This is a genomic window from Nonomuraea longicatena (assembly GCF_039525605.1).
Lineage (GTDB): Bacteria > Actinomycetota > Actinomycetes > Streptosporangiales > Streptosporangiaceae > Nonomuraea > Nonomuraea longicatena.
The window spans coordinates 1-15,866 of the sequence record NZ_BAAAHQ010000037.1 but is presented as its reverse complement, the minus strand read 5'-3'; the positions used below and the strand labels follow the sequence as shown (position 1 = coordinate 15,866).

The 15,866-nt window shown below is 65.8% G+C and carries 16 protein-coding genes and 4 tRNA genes; 12 read left to right on the top strand and 8 right to left on the bottom strand.

Going from position 1 to position 15,866, the window contains the following annotated elements; genetic code table 11:
• Positions 1-54: 54 nt before the first annotated feature.
• Entirely contained in the window at positions 55-1,038 is a 984-nt protein-coding gene (locus tag ABD120_RS29410) for a capsular polysaccharide synthesis protein (protein ID WP_343953403.1), read from the top strand.
• A 257-nt stretch (positions 1,039-1,295) separates the two neighbouring features.
• On the top strand, positions 1,296-2,315 hold the full coding sequence (locus ABD120_RS29405) for an NAD-dependent epimerase/dehydratase family protein (RefSeq protein ID WP_343953402.1): 1,020 nt from the start codon (positions 1,296-1,298) through the stop codon (positions 2,313-2,315).
• Positions 2,316-2,549: 234 nt separating this feature from the next.
• On the opposite strand, the gene ABD120_RS29400 is transcribed toward ABD120_RS29405, so the two are convergent.
• The 4 genes from ABD120_RS29400 to ABD120_RS29385 all read right to left on the bottom strand — a co-directional run bounded on the left by ABD120_RS29400 (position 2,550) and on the right by ABD120_RS29385 (position 4,409).
• A tRNA-Phe gene (locus ABD120_RS29400) sits at positions 2,550-2,623 on the bottom strand.
• Positions 2,624-2,628: 5 nt separating this feature from the next.
• Positions 2,629-2,703 (bottom strand) — tRNA-Asp (locus ABD120_RS29395).
• Positions 2,704-2,787: 84 nt separating this feature from the next.
• A tRNA-Glu gene (locus ABD120_RS29390) sits at positions 2,788-2,860 on the bottom strand.
• Between the two features lie 7 nt (positions 2,861-2,867).
• Complete coding sequence (locus ABD120_RS29385; RefSeq protein WP_343953401.1) at positions 2,868-4,409, bottom strand: metallophosphoesterase family protein; 1,542 nt, start codon at positions 4,407-4,409, stop codon at positions 2,868-2,870.
• 33 nt (positions 4,410-4,442) lie between these two features.
• On the opposite strand from ABD120_RS29385, the gene ABD120_RS29380 reads away from it, so the two are divergent.
• Positions 4,443-4,793, top strand: a complete 351-nt coding sequence (locus ABD120_RS29380) for a metallopeptidase family protein (protein ID WP_425564060.1) — start codon at positions 4,443-4,445, stop codon at positions 4,791-4,793.
• Positions 4,794-4,893: 100 nt separating this feature from the next.
• Positions 4,894-6,174, top strand: a complete 1,281-nt coding sequence (locus ABD120_RS29375) for an MFS transporter (RefSeq protein ID WP_343953398.1) — start codon at positions 4,894-4,896, stop codon at positions 6,172-6,174.
• Here ABD120_RS29375 and ABD120_RS29370 read toward each other — a convergent pair whose 3' ends face one another.
• Positions 6,175-6,447 carry a PspC domain-containing protein gene (locus tag ABD120_RS29370; RefSeq protein WP_343953397.1) on the bottom strand — a complete coding sequence of 91 codons (273 nt, stop codon included), beginning with the start codon at positions 6,445-6,447 and terminating at the stop codon, positions 6,175-6,177.
• A gap of 89 nt (positions 6,448-6,536) precedes the next feature.
• On the opposite strand from ABD120_RS29370, the gene ABD120_RS29365 reads away from it, so the two are divergent.
• The 3 genes from ABD120_RS29365 to ABD120_RS29355 all read left to right on the top strand — a co-directional run bounded on the left by ABD120_RS29365 (position 6,537) and on the right by ABD120_RS29355 (position 9,153).
• Positions 6,537-7,691 carry an acyl-CoA dehydrogenase family protein gene (locus tag ABD120_RS29365; protein WP_343953396.1) on the top strand — a complete coding sequence of 385 codons (1,155 nt, stop codon included), beginning with the start codon at positions 6,537-6,539 and terminating at the stop codon, positions 7,689-7,691.
• A gap of 104 nt (positions 7,692-7,795) precedes the next feature.
• Positions 7,796-7,871 (top strand) — tRNA-Lys (locus ABD120_RS29360).
• A gap of 1,099 nt (positions 7,872-8,970) precedes the next feature.
• Complete coding sequence (locus ABD120_RS29355) at positions 8,971-9,153, top strand: hypothetical protein (protein WP_343953394.1); 183 nt, start codon at positions 8,971-8,973, stop codon at positions 9,151-9,153.
• A 602-nt stretch (positions 9,154-9,755) separates the two neighbouring features.
• On the opposite strand, the gene ABD120_RS29350 is transcribed toward ABD120_RS29355, so the two are convergent.
• The 3 genes from ABD120_RS29350 to ltrA form a co-directional block, all read right to left on the bottom strand.
• The gene (locus ABD120_RS29350; RefSeq protein WP_343953393.1) at positions 9,756-9,968 is read right to left on the bottom strand and encodes a DUF397 domain-containing protein; all 213 of its coding nucleotides are present in this window, start codon (positions 9,966-9,968) and stop codon (positions 9,756-9,758) included.
• The gene (locus tag ABD120_RS29345) at positions 9,959-10,810 is read right to left on the bottom strand and encodes a helix-turn-helix domain-containing protein (protein ID WP_343953392.1); all 852 of its coding nucleotides are present in this window, start codon (positions 10,808-10,810) and stop codon (positions 9,959-9,961) included. Before ABD120_RS29345 ends, ABD120_RS29350 begins: the two co-directional genes overlap by 10 nt.
• Positions 10,811-11,306: 496 nt before the next feature.
• Entirely contained in the window at positions 11,307-12,569 is a 1,263-nt protein-coding gene (ltrA, locus tag ABD120_RS29340; RefSeq protein ID WP_343953391.1) for a group II intron reverse transcriptase/maturase, read from the bottom strand.
• 461 nt (positions 12,570-13,030) lie between these two features.
• Here ltrA and ABD120_RS29335 point away from each other — a divergent pair, with 461 nt between their 5' ends.
• From ABD120_RS29335 to ABD120_RS29315, 5 genes are all read left to right on the top strand, one after another.
• On the top strand, positions 13,031-13,483 hold the full coding sequence (locus tag ABD120_RS29335; protein WP_343953390.1) for an ATP-binding protein: 453 nt from the start codon (positions 13,031-13,033) through the stop codon (positions 13,481-13,483).
• A 158-nt stretch (positions 13,484-13,641) separates the two neighbouring features.
• A complete protein-coding gene (locus ABD120_RS29330; RefSeq protein WP_343953389.1) occupies positions 13,642-13,815 on the top strand; it encodes a hypothetical protein in 174 nt (57 codons plus the stop codon).
• A 37-nt stretch (positions 13,816-13,852) separates the two neighbouring features.
• Positions 13,853-14,158: a hypothetical protein gene (locus ABD120_RS29325; protein ID WP_343953388.1), complete on the top strand. Its 306-nt coding sequence runs from the start codon at positions 13,853-13,855 to the stop codon at positions 14,156-14,158.
• Between the two features lie 717 nt (positions 14,159-14,875).
• Entirely contained in the window at positions 14,876-15,214 is a 339-nt protein-coding gene (locus ABD120_RS29320; protein ID WP_425564058.1) for a transposase family protein, read from the top strand.
• Positions 15,215-15,323: 109 nt separating this feature from the next.
• Positions 15,324-15,866 (top strand): transposase family protein (locus ABD120_RS29315; protein ID WP_343953387.1); only part of this gene is annotated, 543 nt, incomplete at its 3' end.

The following is a 15,866-nucleotide window of genomic DNA, read 5'->3' as shown; positions in this document are numbered from 1 at the left end:
GAGTCGGTATGGTCGGCCGACAATCGAGCCTTTTGCAGCCTCAGGAGGCACCCCATGCCCAGCTTCTCCCTCACGATCTCCCGGGCGCACCCGGACCCGACGCCCCTCTACGAACTGGGCCAGTACCTCGAAGGCAGAGCGGACTTCGTCGGAGCGGGCCGGGCCTACACGGAGGCGCTCCGGCTCGACCGGCACCGGTGGGAGATCGACGAACTCCTGCTTCAGGCCGGCCCGCAGCGCTTCATGACCAGGCGCACGATGGCTCGTTTCCTCAGCGGCAACCTGAAGGGAATCCGGCGACGTGCGGGCACGGCCGAGGGCAGGGCGCCGGAGGACCCCAAGGTGTTCGTCTACTGGGAGCAGGGCCTCGAACAGGCCCCGCCGATCGTCCAGGCCTGCCGGGCCCGGCTGCGGGAGATGTGCGGCCCAGCCGTCGTGGAGCTGGACAGAAAGTCACTTCGTGGCCTCGTACGGATTCCCCCGTCGGTGCGCGCCCACTCCCCCAAGCAGCGGGCGCACTTCTCCGATTTCGCACGCGTGGCCCTGCTCCGAAAGTACGGGGGGATCTGGGTGGACGCGACGTGTCTCACCGTCGAGAACATCGCGGACCAGTTCCAGGAACTCACCCGGTCGGGATTCTTCGCCTTCAGGTACGATGGGGCACGTATCTCGAACTGGTTCCTCGCCGCGCAGCCCGACAATTACATCACCGCAATGATGCACGAAGCGCTGCGGGAATACTGGGACCGCCGGGACATCGAGGTCTCGTATTACTTCTTCCACGAGATGTTCGAGTGCCTTTATCACCTCGACGAGCGCTTCGCCGAGATCTGGGATCAGACCGTCAATCTCAGCGCCCACCCGCCGCACGGCCTTCAGCGGGCCATGCAGGAGCCCTATTCAGCGGACCGCCTGGCCGAACTTCTCGCCCAGTCGTTCATCCACAAGCTCACTCACAAGAAGACGCCGGATCCGGGCAGCATCTTCGAACACCTCACGTCCCCGTCCCTGCAGAACGCTCAGCCGGTGAACCACTGACGCCACTCCGTCCGGCCCCGCCCCGAGCTTCGGCCGGCCACTCGGGCGGGGCCACCGACGTGGACAACCCTTGATAGACCGGATGCTGTCCCGTCCTGCGCCCGTCGAGCTGTCGTCGCAGACGCCGAACCACGTGGCCCCGGGTCATCCGGCGTCGGCCGACTCGATTTGGTCGTGCATTTCGTACACGTCATATTCGGCGCCGGGAGCTGGGTGCAAGACTTATCCGGATCTCGTGTGCGGGTGATTCTTTGTGCGTGAGGATCGGCTTCATGCGAATGCTGATTCTCGGGGGGACGTGGTTTCTCGGGCGGGCGTTGGCCGAGCTGGCGGTGGGGCGGGGTCATGAGGTGACGACGTTCAATCGTGGCCGGTCGGGTGGAGACGTGGCCGGGGTGGTGGCGGTGCGGGGCGATCGGGGGCGGTGGGCGGATCTGGTGCGATTGGTGAGAGGCGGTCCGTGGGACGCGGTGGTGGACACGAGTGGAATGGTGCCGGGGGTGGTCCGGGCGTCGGCGTCGGTGTTGTCGAGGGTGGCGGAGTTCTACGTATATGTGTCCACGGTGAATGTGTATCGGGGGTGGCCGACGGACCCGTTGGACGACGGCTCCGAGGTGCGTGCCGGTGGAGGGCGGCCTTTGGGGGAGAACGCCGCGGACAGGTACGGGCGGGAGAAGGCGGGATGCGAGGTGGCGGTGGGGACCGCCTTTCCGGGCCGGTCGGCGGTGTTGCGGCCCAGTGTGATGATCGGTCCGCGCGAGTACGCGGGACGGGTTCCGTGGTGGTTGCGGCGGGTCGCGGGTGGCGGTCGGGTGCTGGCTCCCGGCGTTCCGGGTTGGGGTATTCAGCCGGTGGATGTACGGGATGTGGCGGAGTTCGCGCTGAAGGTGGCGGAGCGGCGGCTGGGGGGTTCGTTCAATGTGGCGGCGCCGATCGGGTCGGCCACATTCGGTGATCTGCTGGAGGCGTGTCGACGGGTGACGGGTGGCAGCGCGGCGCTGGAGTGGGTGGCTGACGAGTTCCTGGTCCGGCACGGTGTGCGGGAGTGGGTGGAGTTGCCGTTGTGGCGGCCCCATGCGGGGACATGGCGGTTGGAGACGGCTCGTGCTCGGGCGGCGGGGTTGAGGTGCCGGCCCTTGTTCGAGACGGTCTGCGACACGTGGGAGTGGCTTTGCGCCGGTGATGCCGACCTCGATCATGAGGCCGCCGCCGACGTGGGCATCACGCCGACCCGGGAGGCTGCGGTCCTGGCCGCCTGGGACGTATGTCGCGAATAGCCCCAGTCAATTCGATCCGCGACCTGCCGATTGAGCAGATCACGCGCATGGTCGGCCATGCCGACGCAGTCGTCACGAAGACAGCGGATCCGTCCCGTCATACAGGAGGGGCGACAGCGATTTCCCGGTGGCCGCAGATTCTTAGCTGGGCGATTCCGGCGTACTGTCCGTCAACACAAAACAAACGCCCCGCAGTGACAATCACTGTGGGGCGTTTCTGCTGGCCAATTGAGGTGGTCAGGGGCGGGGTCGAACCGCCGACCTTCCGCTTTTCAGGCGGACGCTCGTACCGACTGAGCTACCTGACCCGGAGCGGTCCTGACGGGACTTGAACCCGCGACCTCCACCTTGACAGGGTGGCGAGCACTCCAAACTGCTCTACAGGACCTTGCTTTTTGCGTTACCCTCTCGGGCCTTGCTTAGCTTATCAGTTCTTCGGTGGCCTTCGACCATCCGTTTTCCTGTTAAGCCGTGCCCCCAACGGGATTCGAACCCGTGCCGCCGCCTTGAAAGGGCGGTGTCCTAGGCCGCTAGACGATGGGGGCTCAGGATTCACATCCTGTTCCTGACGTCTTCCGTCGGAGACCTCTGAAGCATAGGGGACGATTGCCCCTCATGCCAAAGCGGCGATCCGGCGGTCGGCGTCGGCGTGCCTTTGACCGGTCCCGCTGGAGACGGGGCGTTCGTCGGCGCTGGGGAAATCATACGTCCAGGGTTCTCCTCCACGTGACGCTGGATGTGCACCGACTGCTCCCCGAGGCCGCCGACACTGATGTCGTCCCAGGCCCGGAGCCGTTTCGTGGTCTTGTCGAAGTACAGGACAGAAGCTTGGACGGGCGTCGGCTCGGCGTGTTCGAGGGCCCGCAGCCCGGCTCCGCCCGTCGAACCCTGGACGAGGAGGCGGGTCCCGGTGGGCAGCACGGTGGTGGAGCGCTCGTGCGAGTGCCCCGCGAGGATCATCGGGGCGGAGCCGGAGAAACCACGCGCGATCGTCGGGTCGTGGACGGCCACGAGGTCGTGCCCGGCGGCGCCTGCGGCGCGCGCTTTGCCGTACTCCTCAAGTTTCGCGAGGTCCGTGTCGACCGGGATGGTTTTGTCAGGGGTGAAGCGGGGGTCGCCGACGCCGTAGACGCGCAGGCCGCTGACGACCTTGCCGCCGCCGTCGAGGACGACGGCGTTCTTCTGCTTCTCGACCGCCTTCTGCGTGCTGTCGGAGTCGTGGTTGCCGCGCACCCAGACGTACGGGACGCCGAACTTGCCGATCTCCTCCACGAACTTGTTCTCCGGCTTGGAGCCGTGGTCGGTGATGTCACCGGTGTCGACCACCAGGTCGATCTTGAACTGGTCCTTCATCGACCGGATGACGTTCCAGGCGATCGGGTTGAGGTGGATGTCGGAGACGTGCAGTACGCGGATCGTGTCGGGGTCGGCGTCGAAGACGGGCAGGGTCTGCACCGTGTCGTACAGCTTGGAGACGTTCGTCACGAGCTTGGTGAGTTGCGAGCGGTACGACTCGAATCGGGTGACGATCGACTCGGCGCTGCCGACGAGCGACGGCGCGGCGGCGACGAGCCCCGAGTAGCGGGGCTCCAGAACGGAGTCCGGCCGGAACGTGACGGCCGCGAGCCCTCCCGTCCCCGCGAGGGCCACGGACGCGGCCAGAAGGCCCGCCAGGGCCACTCTCGGCCGCCGGAAGACCAGAACGGTCGCCACGAGCGCGCCGGCCCCTGCGGACAGCAGGGAGCGGAGCACGAGCATCTCCAGCCCGTCGCGCAGGTCGCGTTCGATGATGGTGGGCAGGCGGTCGGCCAGCCGAGGGTCCTCGATGAGGGTCCTGGCCTGCTCCTGGTCGATGTTCTCCAGTGAGATGCGCAGCAGCAGGGGCGCGTCATGGGTGCGGAAGGTCAGGGTGCCGAGCGGACTGGCGTCGACGACGGTCTCGCCCTTCCACGCGGGGCGGAGCGACATACCGGTCTCCACGGGGCCGATCGCCGCTTTCACCGTACCGCTGAGGAAGATGCCCAGCCAGGCACCGATCGCCGCGACACAGAGCACCGCGGCGGCCTTGGCCCATCTCGTGCTGAGGTACTTCATACGCCTTCTTGCATACCTCACTGACAGGGCAGAATGGCGGGTGTGATCGAGGTTGCGCGGGAGAAGTTCGAGGAGCTCGTGTCCGAGGCGCTGGACACGATTCCGGCCGAGCTCACCCGCATGATGGACAACGTGGTGGTCGTGGTGGTGGACGACCCGCCTGAGCCGAACCTGCTCGGTCTGTACACGGGGATTCCTCTCACCGAACGCGGGGGCTGGTACTCAGCGGTCCTGCCCGACCGGATCGAGATCTACCGCAACACGATCAATCAGATCTGCGATACCGAAGACGATGTGGTGCATGAAGTACGGGTCACCGTTGTGCACGAAATAGCCCATCATTTCGGGATCGACGATGACCGGTTGCACGAACTCGGATGGTAACCCGCTGCAAGCGGTTGGATGCTTTCGGTTGCGGTGCACCAGATGATCAGGCACCTTAGGTGACATACTGAATACACTGAGTCAGGCGCAGCGGAGTCCTATGGGGGCCAGGCCTTCGGGGCGGCATCGACGTGCCGCCGAGCGACAAGCGACCTATCGCGAGGTCATCGCGGTCGGTGAGTTCAGAGCGCTCTGGTACGCCCAGGGCTTCTCCCTCCTGGGCGACCAACTCGCCCAGGTCGCACTGGCCGTGCTCGTCTACCAGCGCACCAACTCACCGCTCGCCACCGCGGCCGTCTACGCCCTCACCTACCTGCCCTCGATCGTCGGCGGACCACTGCTGGCCGGGCTCGCCGACCGGTTCGCGCGGCGCCGGGTCATGCTCTGGTGCGACCTGCTGCGGGCCCTGCTCGTCGCGGTGATGGCCGTCCCCGGCATGCCGTTCGCCGTCCTGTGCGTGCTGGTGTTCCTCGTCGTCCTGCTCAGCGCGCCCTTCAGCGCCGCGCGGGCGGCGCTGCTGCCCGAGATCCTCCCCGGCGACCGCTATGTCGTGGGCTCTGCTCTGCAGAACATGACGAACCAGGCCGTCCAGATGCTCGGCTTCGCGGCGGGCGGCGCGCTGATCGCCACGCTCGGCCCCTACCGGGCCCTCGCGATCGACGCCGCGACCTTCCTCGCCTCGGCGCTGCTCCTGGTCGCAGGGGTACGGCGCCGCCCGGCCCCCGCCTCGGGCGGCGACGCCCGGCCGTCCATGTGGAGCATGACGCGCGCGGGGTCCAAACTCGTCTTCGGCGACCGCAGGCTCCGCACTCTCGTGCTGTTCGCCTGGTTGTGCGGCTTCTACGTGCTTCCGGAAGGGCTCGCCGTGCCGTACGCGGCGAAGCTCGATTCCGACCTGCCGGTCGCGGTCGTGACCGGACTGCTGATGGCCGCGATGCCCACGGGCACCGTCATCGGCGCGTTCGCGTTCAGCAGATTCGTCTCACCGACGGGACGGCTGCGCCTCATGGGCTGGATGGCGATGCTCAGCTGCGCGCCGCTCGTCTTCTCCGCGTTGCAACCGCCACTGCCCGTCGTCCTCGGCCTGTGGGTCCTGTCCGGCGTCGGCGGCGCCTACCAGTTGGCGGCCAATGCCGCGTTCGTCCAGTGCGTGCCCGCCGAACGACGAGGTCAGGCATTCGGCCTGGTGCAGTCGGGGTTGATGGCCGCGCAGGGCCTCGGCATCCTCGTCGGCGGCCTGGCGGCGGAGAGACTCGGCCCCGAGCCCGTGGTCGCGCTGTCCGGGGTCATGGGTGTGACCGGCGCCGCGGTGCTCGCGATGCTCTGGACCGAGTCACGTGCCGACATCGCCGCCCGGGTACGCGCCCAGGCAACCGCCTGATCACTGCTGCCAGACGTCGCCGTTGTTCTTGTCCCGCTGCTTGCCGACAAGATCCTGTACGATCGAGGCGTCCCGGCCCTCTTCGGGGATCAGCAGCCATCCGATGGCGTAGACGCCGACCCCCATGCCACCGAACAGGGTGGCGATGGCCAGACCGATCCTGACCAGGTTCGCGTCGATGCCGACATACTCGCCGATACCCGAGCACACGCCCGCCACGATCCTGCCCTTGCCGGTGCGCCGGAGCCGCTTGGTGTTCCTCATCTCATCCATGTCTCAAGACTGCCCCTGAGCGTACTGTTCGCACATCAGGATCCCCCCTGGTAGAACCCTGGTAGCCCCTGACGCGAGAGAGGATCTCCGTGGACGACCTGCTGCGCATCGACGACCGGCTCAACCCCGACCAGCGCCTGATCCGTGACACGGTCAAGTCGTTCGTGGCCGACCGTGTGCTCCCCGACGTCGGCGACTGGTTCGAGCGCGCCGTCTTCCCCGCGCGCGAACTCGCCCCCGTCCTCGGCGAACTCGGCCTGCTCGGCATGCACCTTTCCGGGTACGGCTGCGCCGGCACCGACGCCACCTCCTACGGCGTCGCGTGCCGCGAACTGGAGGCCGGCGACTCGGGGTTGCGCTCGTTCGTGTCCGTGCAGGGCTCGCTGGCGATGTTCCCGATCTGGCGTTACGGCTCCGACGAGCAGAAGCAGGAGTGGCTGCCGCGCATGGCCGCAGGTCAGGCCATCGGCTGCTTCGGCCTCACCGAGCCGGACCACGGCTCGGACCCGTCCAGCATGCGCACCCACGCCAAGAAGGACGGCACCGACTGGATCCTCAACGGCTCCAAGATGTGGATCACCAACGGCTCGATCGCCGACGTCGCGGTCGTGTGGGCGCAGACCGACGAGGGCATCAGGGGCTTCGTCGTCCCCACCGACTCCCCCGGCTTCTCCGCCCCTGAGATCCACAAGAAGATGTCCCTGAGGGCGTCGGTGACCTCGTCGCTGTACTTCGACGACGTACGGCTGCCGGCGACGGCGGTCCTGCCGGACGTCGTCGGGCTCAAGGGGCCGCTGTCGTGCCTCTCAGAGGCGCGCTTCGGCATCTTGTGGGGGGTTGTGGGGGCGGCACGCGCCTGCCTGGAGTCGGCGGTCGACTACGCCAAGACGCGCGTGCAGTTCGACCGGCCGATCGGGGCGTTCCAGCTCACTCAGGAGAAACTGGCCTGGATGTACGTCGGTACGGCCCAGGCGTCGCTCACGGCGTTCCACCTCGGTGCGCTCAAGGATGCCGGCACACTCGAACCTCGGCAGATCAGCTTCGGCAAGCTGGCCAACGTACGCGCGGCCCTCGACATCGCCCGCGAGGCCCGCTCCATCCTGGGCGGCAACGGGATCACGCTTGAGTACCCTGTGATCCGGCACATGAACAACCTGGAGAGTGTGCTGACGTACGAGGGCACCCAGGAGATACACACACTGGTGCTCGGGGAGGCGCTGACGGGGCTGGCCGCGTATCGGTGAGAGGTGGCGGTCTTGGCCGCTTGGGGTGGGCGCGTACGTTATCGTGACCAGGCGAGAAGTCCGTCGCGTACGGGGGGTAACCTCTGTACGCTGACTTGTCGTAGGGGGCGTTAGCTCAATTGGCAGAGCTGCGGACTTTTAATCCGTAGGTTCCGGGTTCGAGCCCCGGGCGCCCTACCACCCTACACCCCATCTGACCTGCGATTTCTCGTTTTCTGAGAACCTCCGACGAGCCCGAGACGGGCAAGCGCGTGCTCGCGGAATGCTCTTCGGCACGGACCCGGCACATCGGCCGGTTGTCGGCCCGGGCGAAATGCACGGTTTGCGACACCCGCCGCGCACTGCCCTCACCCGACATGCAAGCCAGCCCCGCCGGAAGATCACCCCAGGCCCATCCAAGCGAGGCGACCAGGCACGCCGGGCCCGGCTCGATCGTGAACACGTCCAAGCAGCGGCAAAACCGCCCGCGACGTCGCTCGCCCGATTTCGGTGAAAGTCATCCTGAGGCGCTCCAGTAGGCGTCGCAGTCTCGACGTACAGCTCGATCACCCCTCGACCTGCCCCACAAACGTCGCCCGCTCACACGTTCGCGCCGTGCCACGGAAACGCCGCACCAGCAGGTCGATCACACTCGGCGTCCGGTCAGCGCCGCATCCACCAGCCAGCACCGATAACTCCCCATGCCGCCGCTTCGACCAAGTACGCACGCCGGGCACCTCGCCTCAACCGCGTTTGTCCTGGCCGAGATCGTCACCCGCAGAGTCCTCTGCCCTGACCTCCGCCGCGACAACTCCAGAGCATGACAGCGAGTCCCCTTTATCACCTGCCTGCCATTTCACGGTGTTCGCGGATATAGACACAAAAATTCTACCCGAGGTGCTTTTGGCGGGAGTTCAGACTCCATGTTTCCGTGGTGGAACGATTCCGTTCCGATGGCACACGAGAAAAACACGGACATGTGTAGTAGCACACCCGGTTCGTGCCCGGGAAGTGCTTTGCCAAACACCCCGTACACAGGGGTCTTCTGGGATGGTTTCTTTAGGCTGACGCAACGTGGGACGCCAGCCACACCAAAGAATGATCACGCGTGCATAGCCACTCGCATTCTTCCTAGAACGGCACGGCTACTTACGAGGCGGAGACGGCGGTTCACCTTCAAAAGAAGATTTCCAGAACCTCTCGGCCCCCACCGCAAATGGGTGCGCAGACCCTCTCCGGGCGATACCCGCGACACCGCCCGGACACCAGCCCACCAACCATCTATCGGAGCGCCACCTCAATGAGCCGCCGAACGGCCCTGATTCTTTCCTGGAGCTACACCCTCATCTTCGTGATCATGTGCACGCTGGCCGTGATCGGCCCGGACCATGTCGCGACCTCATGGCTCGGCGTCCTTGCCGGCTTCTACATGTGCTCATTCTCGCTTGTCGACGCCCTGTTCAAGGACAAGAAGGTGAGCTGAGACACCCGCAGGCCCCCGATTCCTTCCCCCCTTCCGAAGGAGAGCGGCGGCCAGTCGGGTAAACAGGTGCGGCACGGGAGGGCAGACCCTGCGCACCACGTTCCCCTCTTCGACCTCTCCCGAGGCGGGGAACCCTTCCCCGACTCGGGGTAGACCGCTTCTTCCAAGGCTCCGAACGGCGCGGATCTCTGCCTGACAGGGCTGACCGAACCGCCCTGCAGAACCCCTCGGACACATCTCACTCAAGACCACGTATCCGGCCGCCCCGGCGGACCTCATCCCCCCGCCTCAAAGCGACTGGATACCTTCCCCCGGCCCTCGTCCAGCCGGGGACCGGTGCGGGGCTTCGCCGCCTCTTCGAGTCCGGGCCTGGCGAAGCCCCGCACCCCACCGAAGGCTGTCCTCAGCCATGACCGCCATCCGGCCAGCGCCTCACTCGCCCTTGCACCCTGATCGAGTCAGGCTAGTGAACAGGCCGCTCGTACACCTGCCAAGTCTGCGCACTCGAGCGGCGCAACGGCTGGCCACAGACAGTTGAGCTGATAAGTCAGGGGCCTTCGGTTATCTCCGAGGGCCCCTGACCTGCCTCATTGCCGGTAGGGCTAGAAGTCGAACTCACCCTTTTTGGCGCCGTCGATGAACGCCGTCCACACTGATGCTGAGACGACGTAAGGGGGCTGGCCGGGAGCTTCGGTGTCGCGGATGCCGACCCGGCCTCCGGACAGAGGGGCCACTTCTAGGCAATTACCGTTGTCGCCAGAGCGCGTGGCCTTGCGCCAGATGGCGCGATCCAGTTCCTCGTAGGTCACTTCCATCGCTTGGCTTTCTCCTCGATCAACTGGAGTGAGGCCCTTCGGGGAAGGGCTTCACCGTGCAACATCTCATACCGCGACTTGACGTCCAGGACCCGGCTTGGCTCGGCAGTGATCTGGCTGAGCGTGATCGACTCGATGTAGGCCGTGTCGGGTATTTCCGACCCGCTGGCCAGCACGAAGGCTCCTTGCATGCCGGTCGTGAGCCAGGCGTCATGAGGGAGGAGGCGAAGGTGAACCCGCGGATGACCGTCCATCGCGGCGAGATGCGCGAGTTGCCCAGCCATGATCCCCTCATTCCCGACAGGCCGGGTGAGGACTCCTTCGTCTAGTACTACCCATAGCGTAGGACCATTTTCCCGCTCCAGGATGCGCTGACGGTTCATCCGGGCCTCCACGCTTTGCTCGACGACGTCAGGGGTGATCCCCGGTCGCCCTCGGAAGATCGCTCGGGCGTACTGCTCGGTCTGGAGCATGCCGGGGATGATCAACGGTTCCCAGGCTCGCAGCATGTCCGCGCGCTGTTCGATCTCGACCAGTTGGGCCAGCCAGATGGAGAACCGCCCGGCCTGCTCGACGGTCTCCCTCCAGCGCGTCAGCAGCCCGCCCCCCGCTCCCAGCGCGGTGTCGGCGGCTCGCGCGAAGTCTTCGTCGGCCCGGCGTTCTCCGCGTTCGATCATGCTGATCTTCGAGACTGACCACATGCTGATCTTCGAGACTGACCAGCCGAGCATGACAGCAAGCTCCTTTTGTCGCTTGGCTGCCAGTTTGCGATATTCACGGAGATGGATACCGAAATCAATGCTTGGTGCTTTTAGTGCAGGTTCTTGCTCGGCGTTTTCCAAGGAGAGGACGCCCCTTTCTAGTAGCACACATGAAACGCACCAGCATGTGTAGTAGCACACCTGGTAAGTGCCTGGGAAGTGCTTTGCATTGACAACCACACGCAGGGGTTTTCTGAGATGGTCTCTTCATCGAGGGATGAACCACACCCTCCATCGCACGAATGGCGAGCCGGCGGTAGAAGTTGATCGCCTTCGCTCAGTGATGAAGCAGCCCCGTGTTCGGGAAGTAGTGAGGCGATTCCGGTGATCAATCTCGCGCCCCCACCAATGAATTTCGAGGAACTCGGCACAATCCGGTTGGCGTGCAGCTCGCGTGCGCCCTATCTGGCCCGGGAGGCGATCTGCTGGTGGTTGGGCAGCGCACATACAGCCCGAGAGCTCGTCACGCTGGCGGCCTCGGAACTAGTGACGCCGAGTAGCCGAGGGGATTCTCACCCCTCGGCCCTCACAGATCCGTACGTGACGATCTCTCGTCATACGGCTCTTGTCGTTCTGGTCACCAGACGCGCGGGGCATGGGTGGTCCAGGCCCAGTGGGCGAAGAACCGGGGCCGTCGCGCGACGGCCTGGTTCCACGCCGTTTGGGCTTTCTTCCGGCCCCGCAGCCGTTTGAACTTCTTGCGCATCCACCGCATCACGTAGGCGTTGACGCGTTCCAGGAGGGGATACAGGGCCGACTGGTAGAAGGCCCCGTAGTACGCCATCCAACCGCGAATGATCGGGTTGATGAACCGTGCGAGGTCTGCTTCGGTCAGGCTCGTGCGGTGGTGCAGCCGCCAGGACCGCACCTCGGAACTGATCCTGCGCAGGGCTTCCCCGCTGATGGCGGGAAGGAACGACCGGAACATACCGCCGTCCTTGCGTACCGCGGAGCGGGTGCGGAAGGTGAACCCCAGGAAGGTGAACCCGGTGTGCTCGTATGGGGCACGCCGGTTGGCATCCTGGCAGTACACGATCCGTGTCTTGTCCGGGTGTAGTTCAAGCCCCACCTCGGCCATCCGCTTCCCGATCGCCGCGAGCACGAAGCGTGCCTGGCGTTCGCTGACGCAGTGGACCACCGCGTCGTCCACGTAGCGCTCGAACCCGATGGTGGGGAAGTTCCGCGCCATCCAGGCATCGAAGGCGTAGTGAAGGAAGAGGTTGGCGAGGACAGGTGAGACCGAGGAGCCCTGGGGCGTCCCCCGGTCGCGCTCGCGCCGTGTCCCATCGGGCAGTTGCAGCGGTGCGGCGAGCCAGCGCCGCACATACAGCAGGACCCAGGACTGGGACGGATCAGTGTGGGCGGCGACCGCCTTGAGGACCAGGTCCCACGGAACGCTGTCGAAGAAGGCGCGGATATCCAGGTCGATGACCCAGTCCGCCTTCCAGCAGCGCTCCCGGCACCGGCCCACCGCGTCGATCGCCGACCGCCCGGGACGGTAGCCGTAGGAGTCCGGATGGAAGACCGGCTCGGCCTTCTGCTCCAGAACCCTGGCGACCACCGTCTGGGCGATGCGATCCCCGATTGTGGGCACGCCCAGAACACGGACGCCCCCTTTCTTGGGGATCTCCACCGCACGCACCGGGGGCGGAAAATAGGTGCCGGAGGCCATACGGTTCCAGATCCGGTACAAATTATCCTTCAGATCCTTCTCGAAAACCTCCATCGACACCGCGTCCACACCCGCCGCGCCCTTGTTCGCCTTGACTTTCTCGTACGCCTCCCAGACTGACTGCTTGGAAATATCGAACGGCTTGCCTGATGATTTCAACTTGTTCACGCGACTCCTCCCGGGTAACGCCCGGTTGATCGTATAAACACAGCCACGAACGACCCGGCCCCTTCGCTCCGCCCCGATTGCAGGGGTTTCAGCACTACTACGAGCCGGTCCGCCGGCGTGCCTGGCATCGGTACTCAGTCCCTCACGGCTTCGGACCGCCCGGGACGCTCCCTCTCTCCCCGCCAGTCAGCGGAGACGTATCCAGGCCCGCCTTCTCCTGTTCCGCTCGAAGGCCGCAGACCGGGCTCGCGCCGCCTGTATGCCGGACACCGCCTGGCCAATAGGCGGGCACCCGCCAGGCTCTCTCCCGGGATTGCATTGACACCCCGGTTTCGATGTCGTCTCTAATTTTCGACACGTCAGCAGCGATTCGCTTGCGCTCGCCTTCCCGATCCCTACCTGACGCCTCGATGGACGCCTTTTCCTCATCGTTCACCACGGCAGTCTTCAGCTAGCGCAGCATGAGGTGGTTTAAATTCTCCCCCCGCAGGGCGAATTTGAAGGGCCATAACCTTCATCCTTCGTACAGCATCACTACAAGAAGAAGACTTCCTACATGCTTCTTCCTTTCGCGTTCAGGACACAACAATGCCATTAAGTACGCCGATGTCACCGATACCGGTGACGGCCTCGAGGAGATCACGCTCAAGCTGTCGCAGGATCCGCTGGTTCTTCGGCTGGTGGTGACCGACCTGGGGTCGACCAGTTCGGCGCCTGCCCTCGTCCCGCTCCAGGTGCCGAACCTGTTCGCCGAGCACGGGCGGGGGCTGGCGATCGTGGATGCCCTGTCGCGTGGGCGATGGGGAAGCTATCGGATGCCCCGTAAGAGGCACCGCTATGTGTGGTGTCACCTGGATCGTCATCCCACCGAGGCGCAGGTGGAGAACCTGTTCTGCGCTCCGGTCGCCAGCTGACCTCATCCCTTCGGCTTCACCGTTCACCCTGCTCACGCCCCGTGCTGGCCTGCCCGAATTCGGAGAAGCATCATGTGCCGTCAGCACCTGCTCATGTTCGCCCCGGTGCCGGTCTGTCGCGAAGGAAGCCCGCCGTGTTTCGTGGCAAGACGCTATCCATGCTGCGCTTGACTCTGACCGCCGTGTTCGTCGTCTTCGTGCTTTCGGGCCCTACCAGGGTCTTCCGGCCGGGATGCCCAGTGCTGCTCGGAGCCCTCACCTGCGCGGCGGTGGTCATGATCGCCCGAAAGATCTATCTCGCGCGACGTCCGGCCAGCCACAACCAGCCCTAGCTCTGAACATTCCAGCCCATCCTCGCGGGAGGTCGTCATGCTCGAACCCATCACCGCCGACATCACCGACCAGGCCGCCGCCTACCTCGCCGAGCTGCGGACCCTGTTGGAGGAACAAGGCTTGCATGCCCGCATCCTCACCCAGCCCGGACGGCTACCACGCCTGCGCGTCATCAACCCCGACTGCACGACGCTGTGCGAGGTCGTCACCGCCGCCCCGCTCAGCGGCGAGTGGAGCTTGTGGTGGTCATGGGCCGAACAGATCACTGGCGTCGGCGACATGACCGCCGCCGTCGAACGGATCGGCCACGTGCTGACCCCGGCGGCCCATCAGCCCGCCTGATCCGGTCACAGGCGTAACCCGCCCCTGGGCGCATCGCACCTTCATCGCCCAATCGGCGACGTGGACCCCATGTCACTTTGGCGAGGGCGTCTAAGGTGTGATTCTCCGCGGTCGTCAGCTTCGCCCGCTCATGAAGCGGTCCGGCAACGCGCCCGAACGCCTCCCGCACCGCTTGATCAGGCCATCGGGCAGTTTGCTGCTCAAAATCCTCCTGCTGAGCTCACGCGCCCGCCTCCCTTGGGCTGTCAGCACAAGCTCAGCAGCTCTGGCCCGCAGATCGTGCAGGAGCCACATGCGATCAGACTCGTGGAACGGACTGACCGCGAGCATGCCGCGGCTAGGAATCACGGGGACAAGAGTCTCGACAATCCGTACCCCGCTGGGTATCGAGGCGATCAGCAGGGACCCTGGTTGAACGATGTGCTCCGATGACGCAGAGATCACACGGGCGACCTGGTCCAGGTGGGGGAAGGCGCTCTGCAGGACCTCGGCCGAGGTGACCCAGCCCACCCCTGGTGACTGACCATCTTGTGTCGGGCGAGCCAAGCCGCTGCTCACCTTCGCCACATTAGCAAGGGGCGTACGGTCCCAGGGTAGATCCGTAGCGGGTATGTCGGCGAAGTAGGCATCGGCCAGCTTCGCCGTGCACTCCGCGATCCGCTACGTCGCCGAAGGGATCGACGGCTGAACCGTGCCCACGCCGACGGGCCGGCGTACGTGACCCTTGACGGCACCCTGATCCCGACCGATCGCCGCGCCGAACAGATCATCGGCGTCAAGGGCGAGCCCATCGACGCCTGGTACTCCGGCAAGGCCCACCGGCACGCCGGCAACCTCCAAGCACTCTCGGCCCCCAACGGGCTTCCCCAGTGGAACGCCGAGGTCGAACCCGGCTCCGTCCACGATCTGACCGCCGCTCGCATCCACGTGCTGGGCGCCCTGTACGCCGCAGCCGCTCGCGGACTGCCCACCCTCGCCGACAGGCTACGACGGCGCCGGAATCGGCATCCACACACCCATCAGGGCTCTTCGAACTTGATCGGGGTTGAGGCCTGACTGCTCGTGCTCGCGTGGCTGGGATGCGGTCGGCTCTTGAGGGAGCTCGCGGCTCCCGTCGATCATTTCTGTTGTCGACACAGAAGATCACAACAGAGAAGCCGCGAGCATGGTCAACGATACGACCCGATTACCGGGCTTGGACGGCCTGGCCGTCGCAGAGGTCATCGCAAGAGACGAACACCCTGGTCAGGGGCCAATCGTCTGGTTGGCGACGATCGACGAACGGGCGAGGGTGTGCCCGGGGTGCGGGGTGCGGGCCGCCCGGATGAAGGAGTGGGTGACCACTCGGCCGCGGGATCTGCCGGTTGGCGGGCGTCGATGTGAGCTGCTGTGGCGCAAGAGGCGCTGGATCTGTTCGACGGTGGTGTGCCCACGCGGGACGTTCACCGAGCAGGTTCCGCAGGTGCCCGCGCGAGCGCGGCTGACCCAGCGATTACGCCAGGCCAGCGGGATGGCAGTGGCCGACAGCGGTCGCACGATCGTGCAGTCGGCGCGAGATCACGGGGTGTCCTGGCCGGTGGCCTCGGCGGCGTTCACCGCCTATGCCGGACGGGTGCTGTCGGCCGAGCCGCAGTCGGTCACGGTGCCGGGCATTGATGAGACCCGCCGTGGCCGGCCCCGCTGGGTCTATGACGAGAGCGCGCGGGCG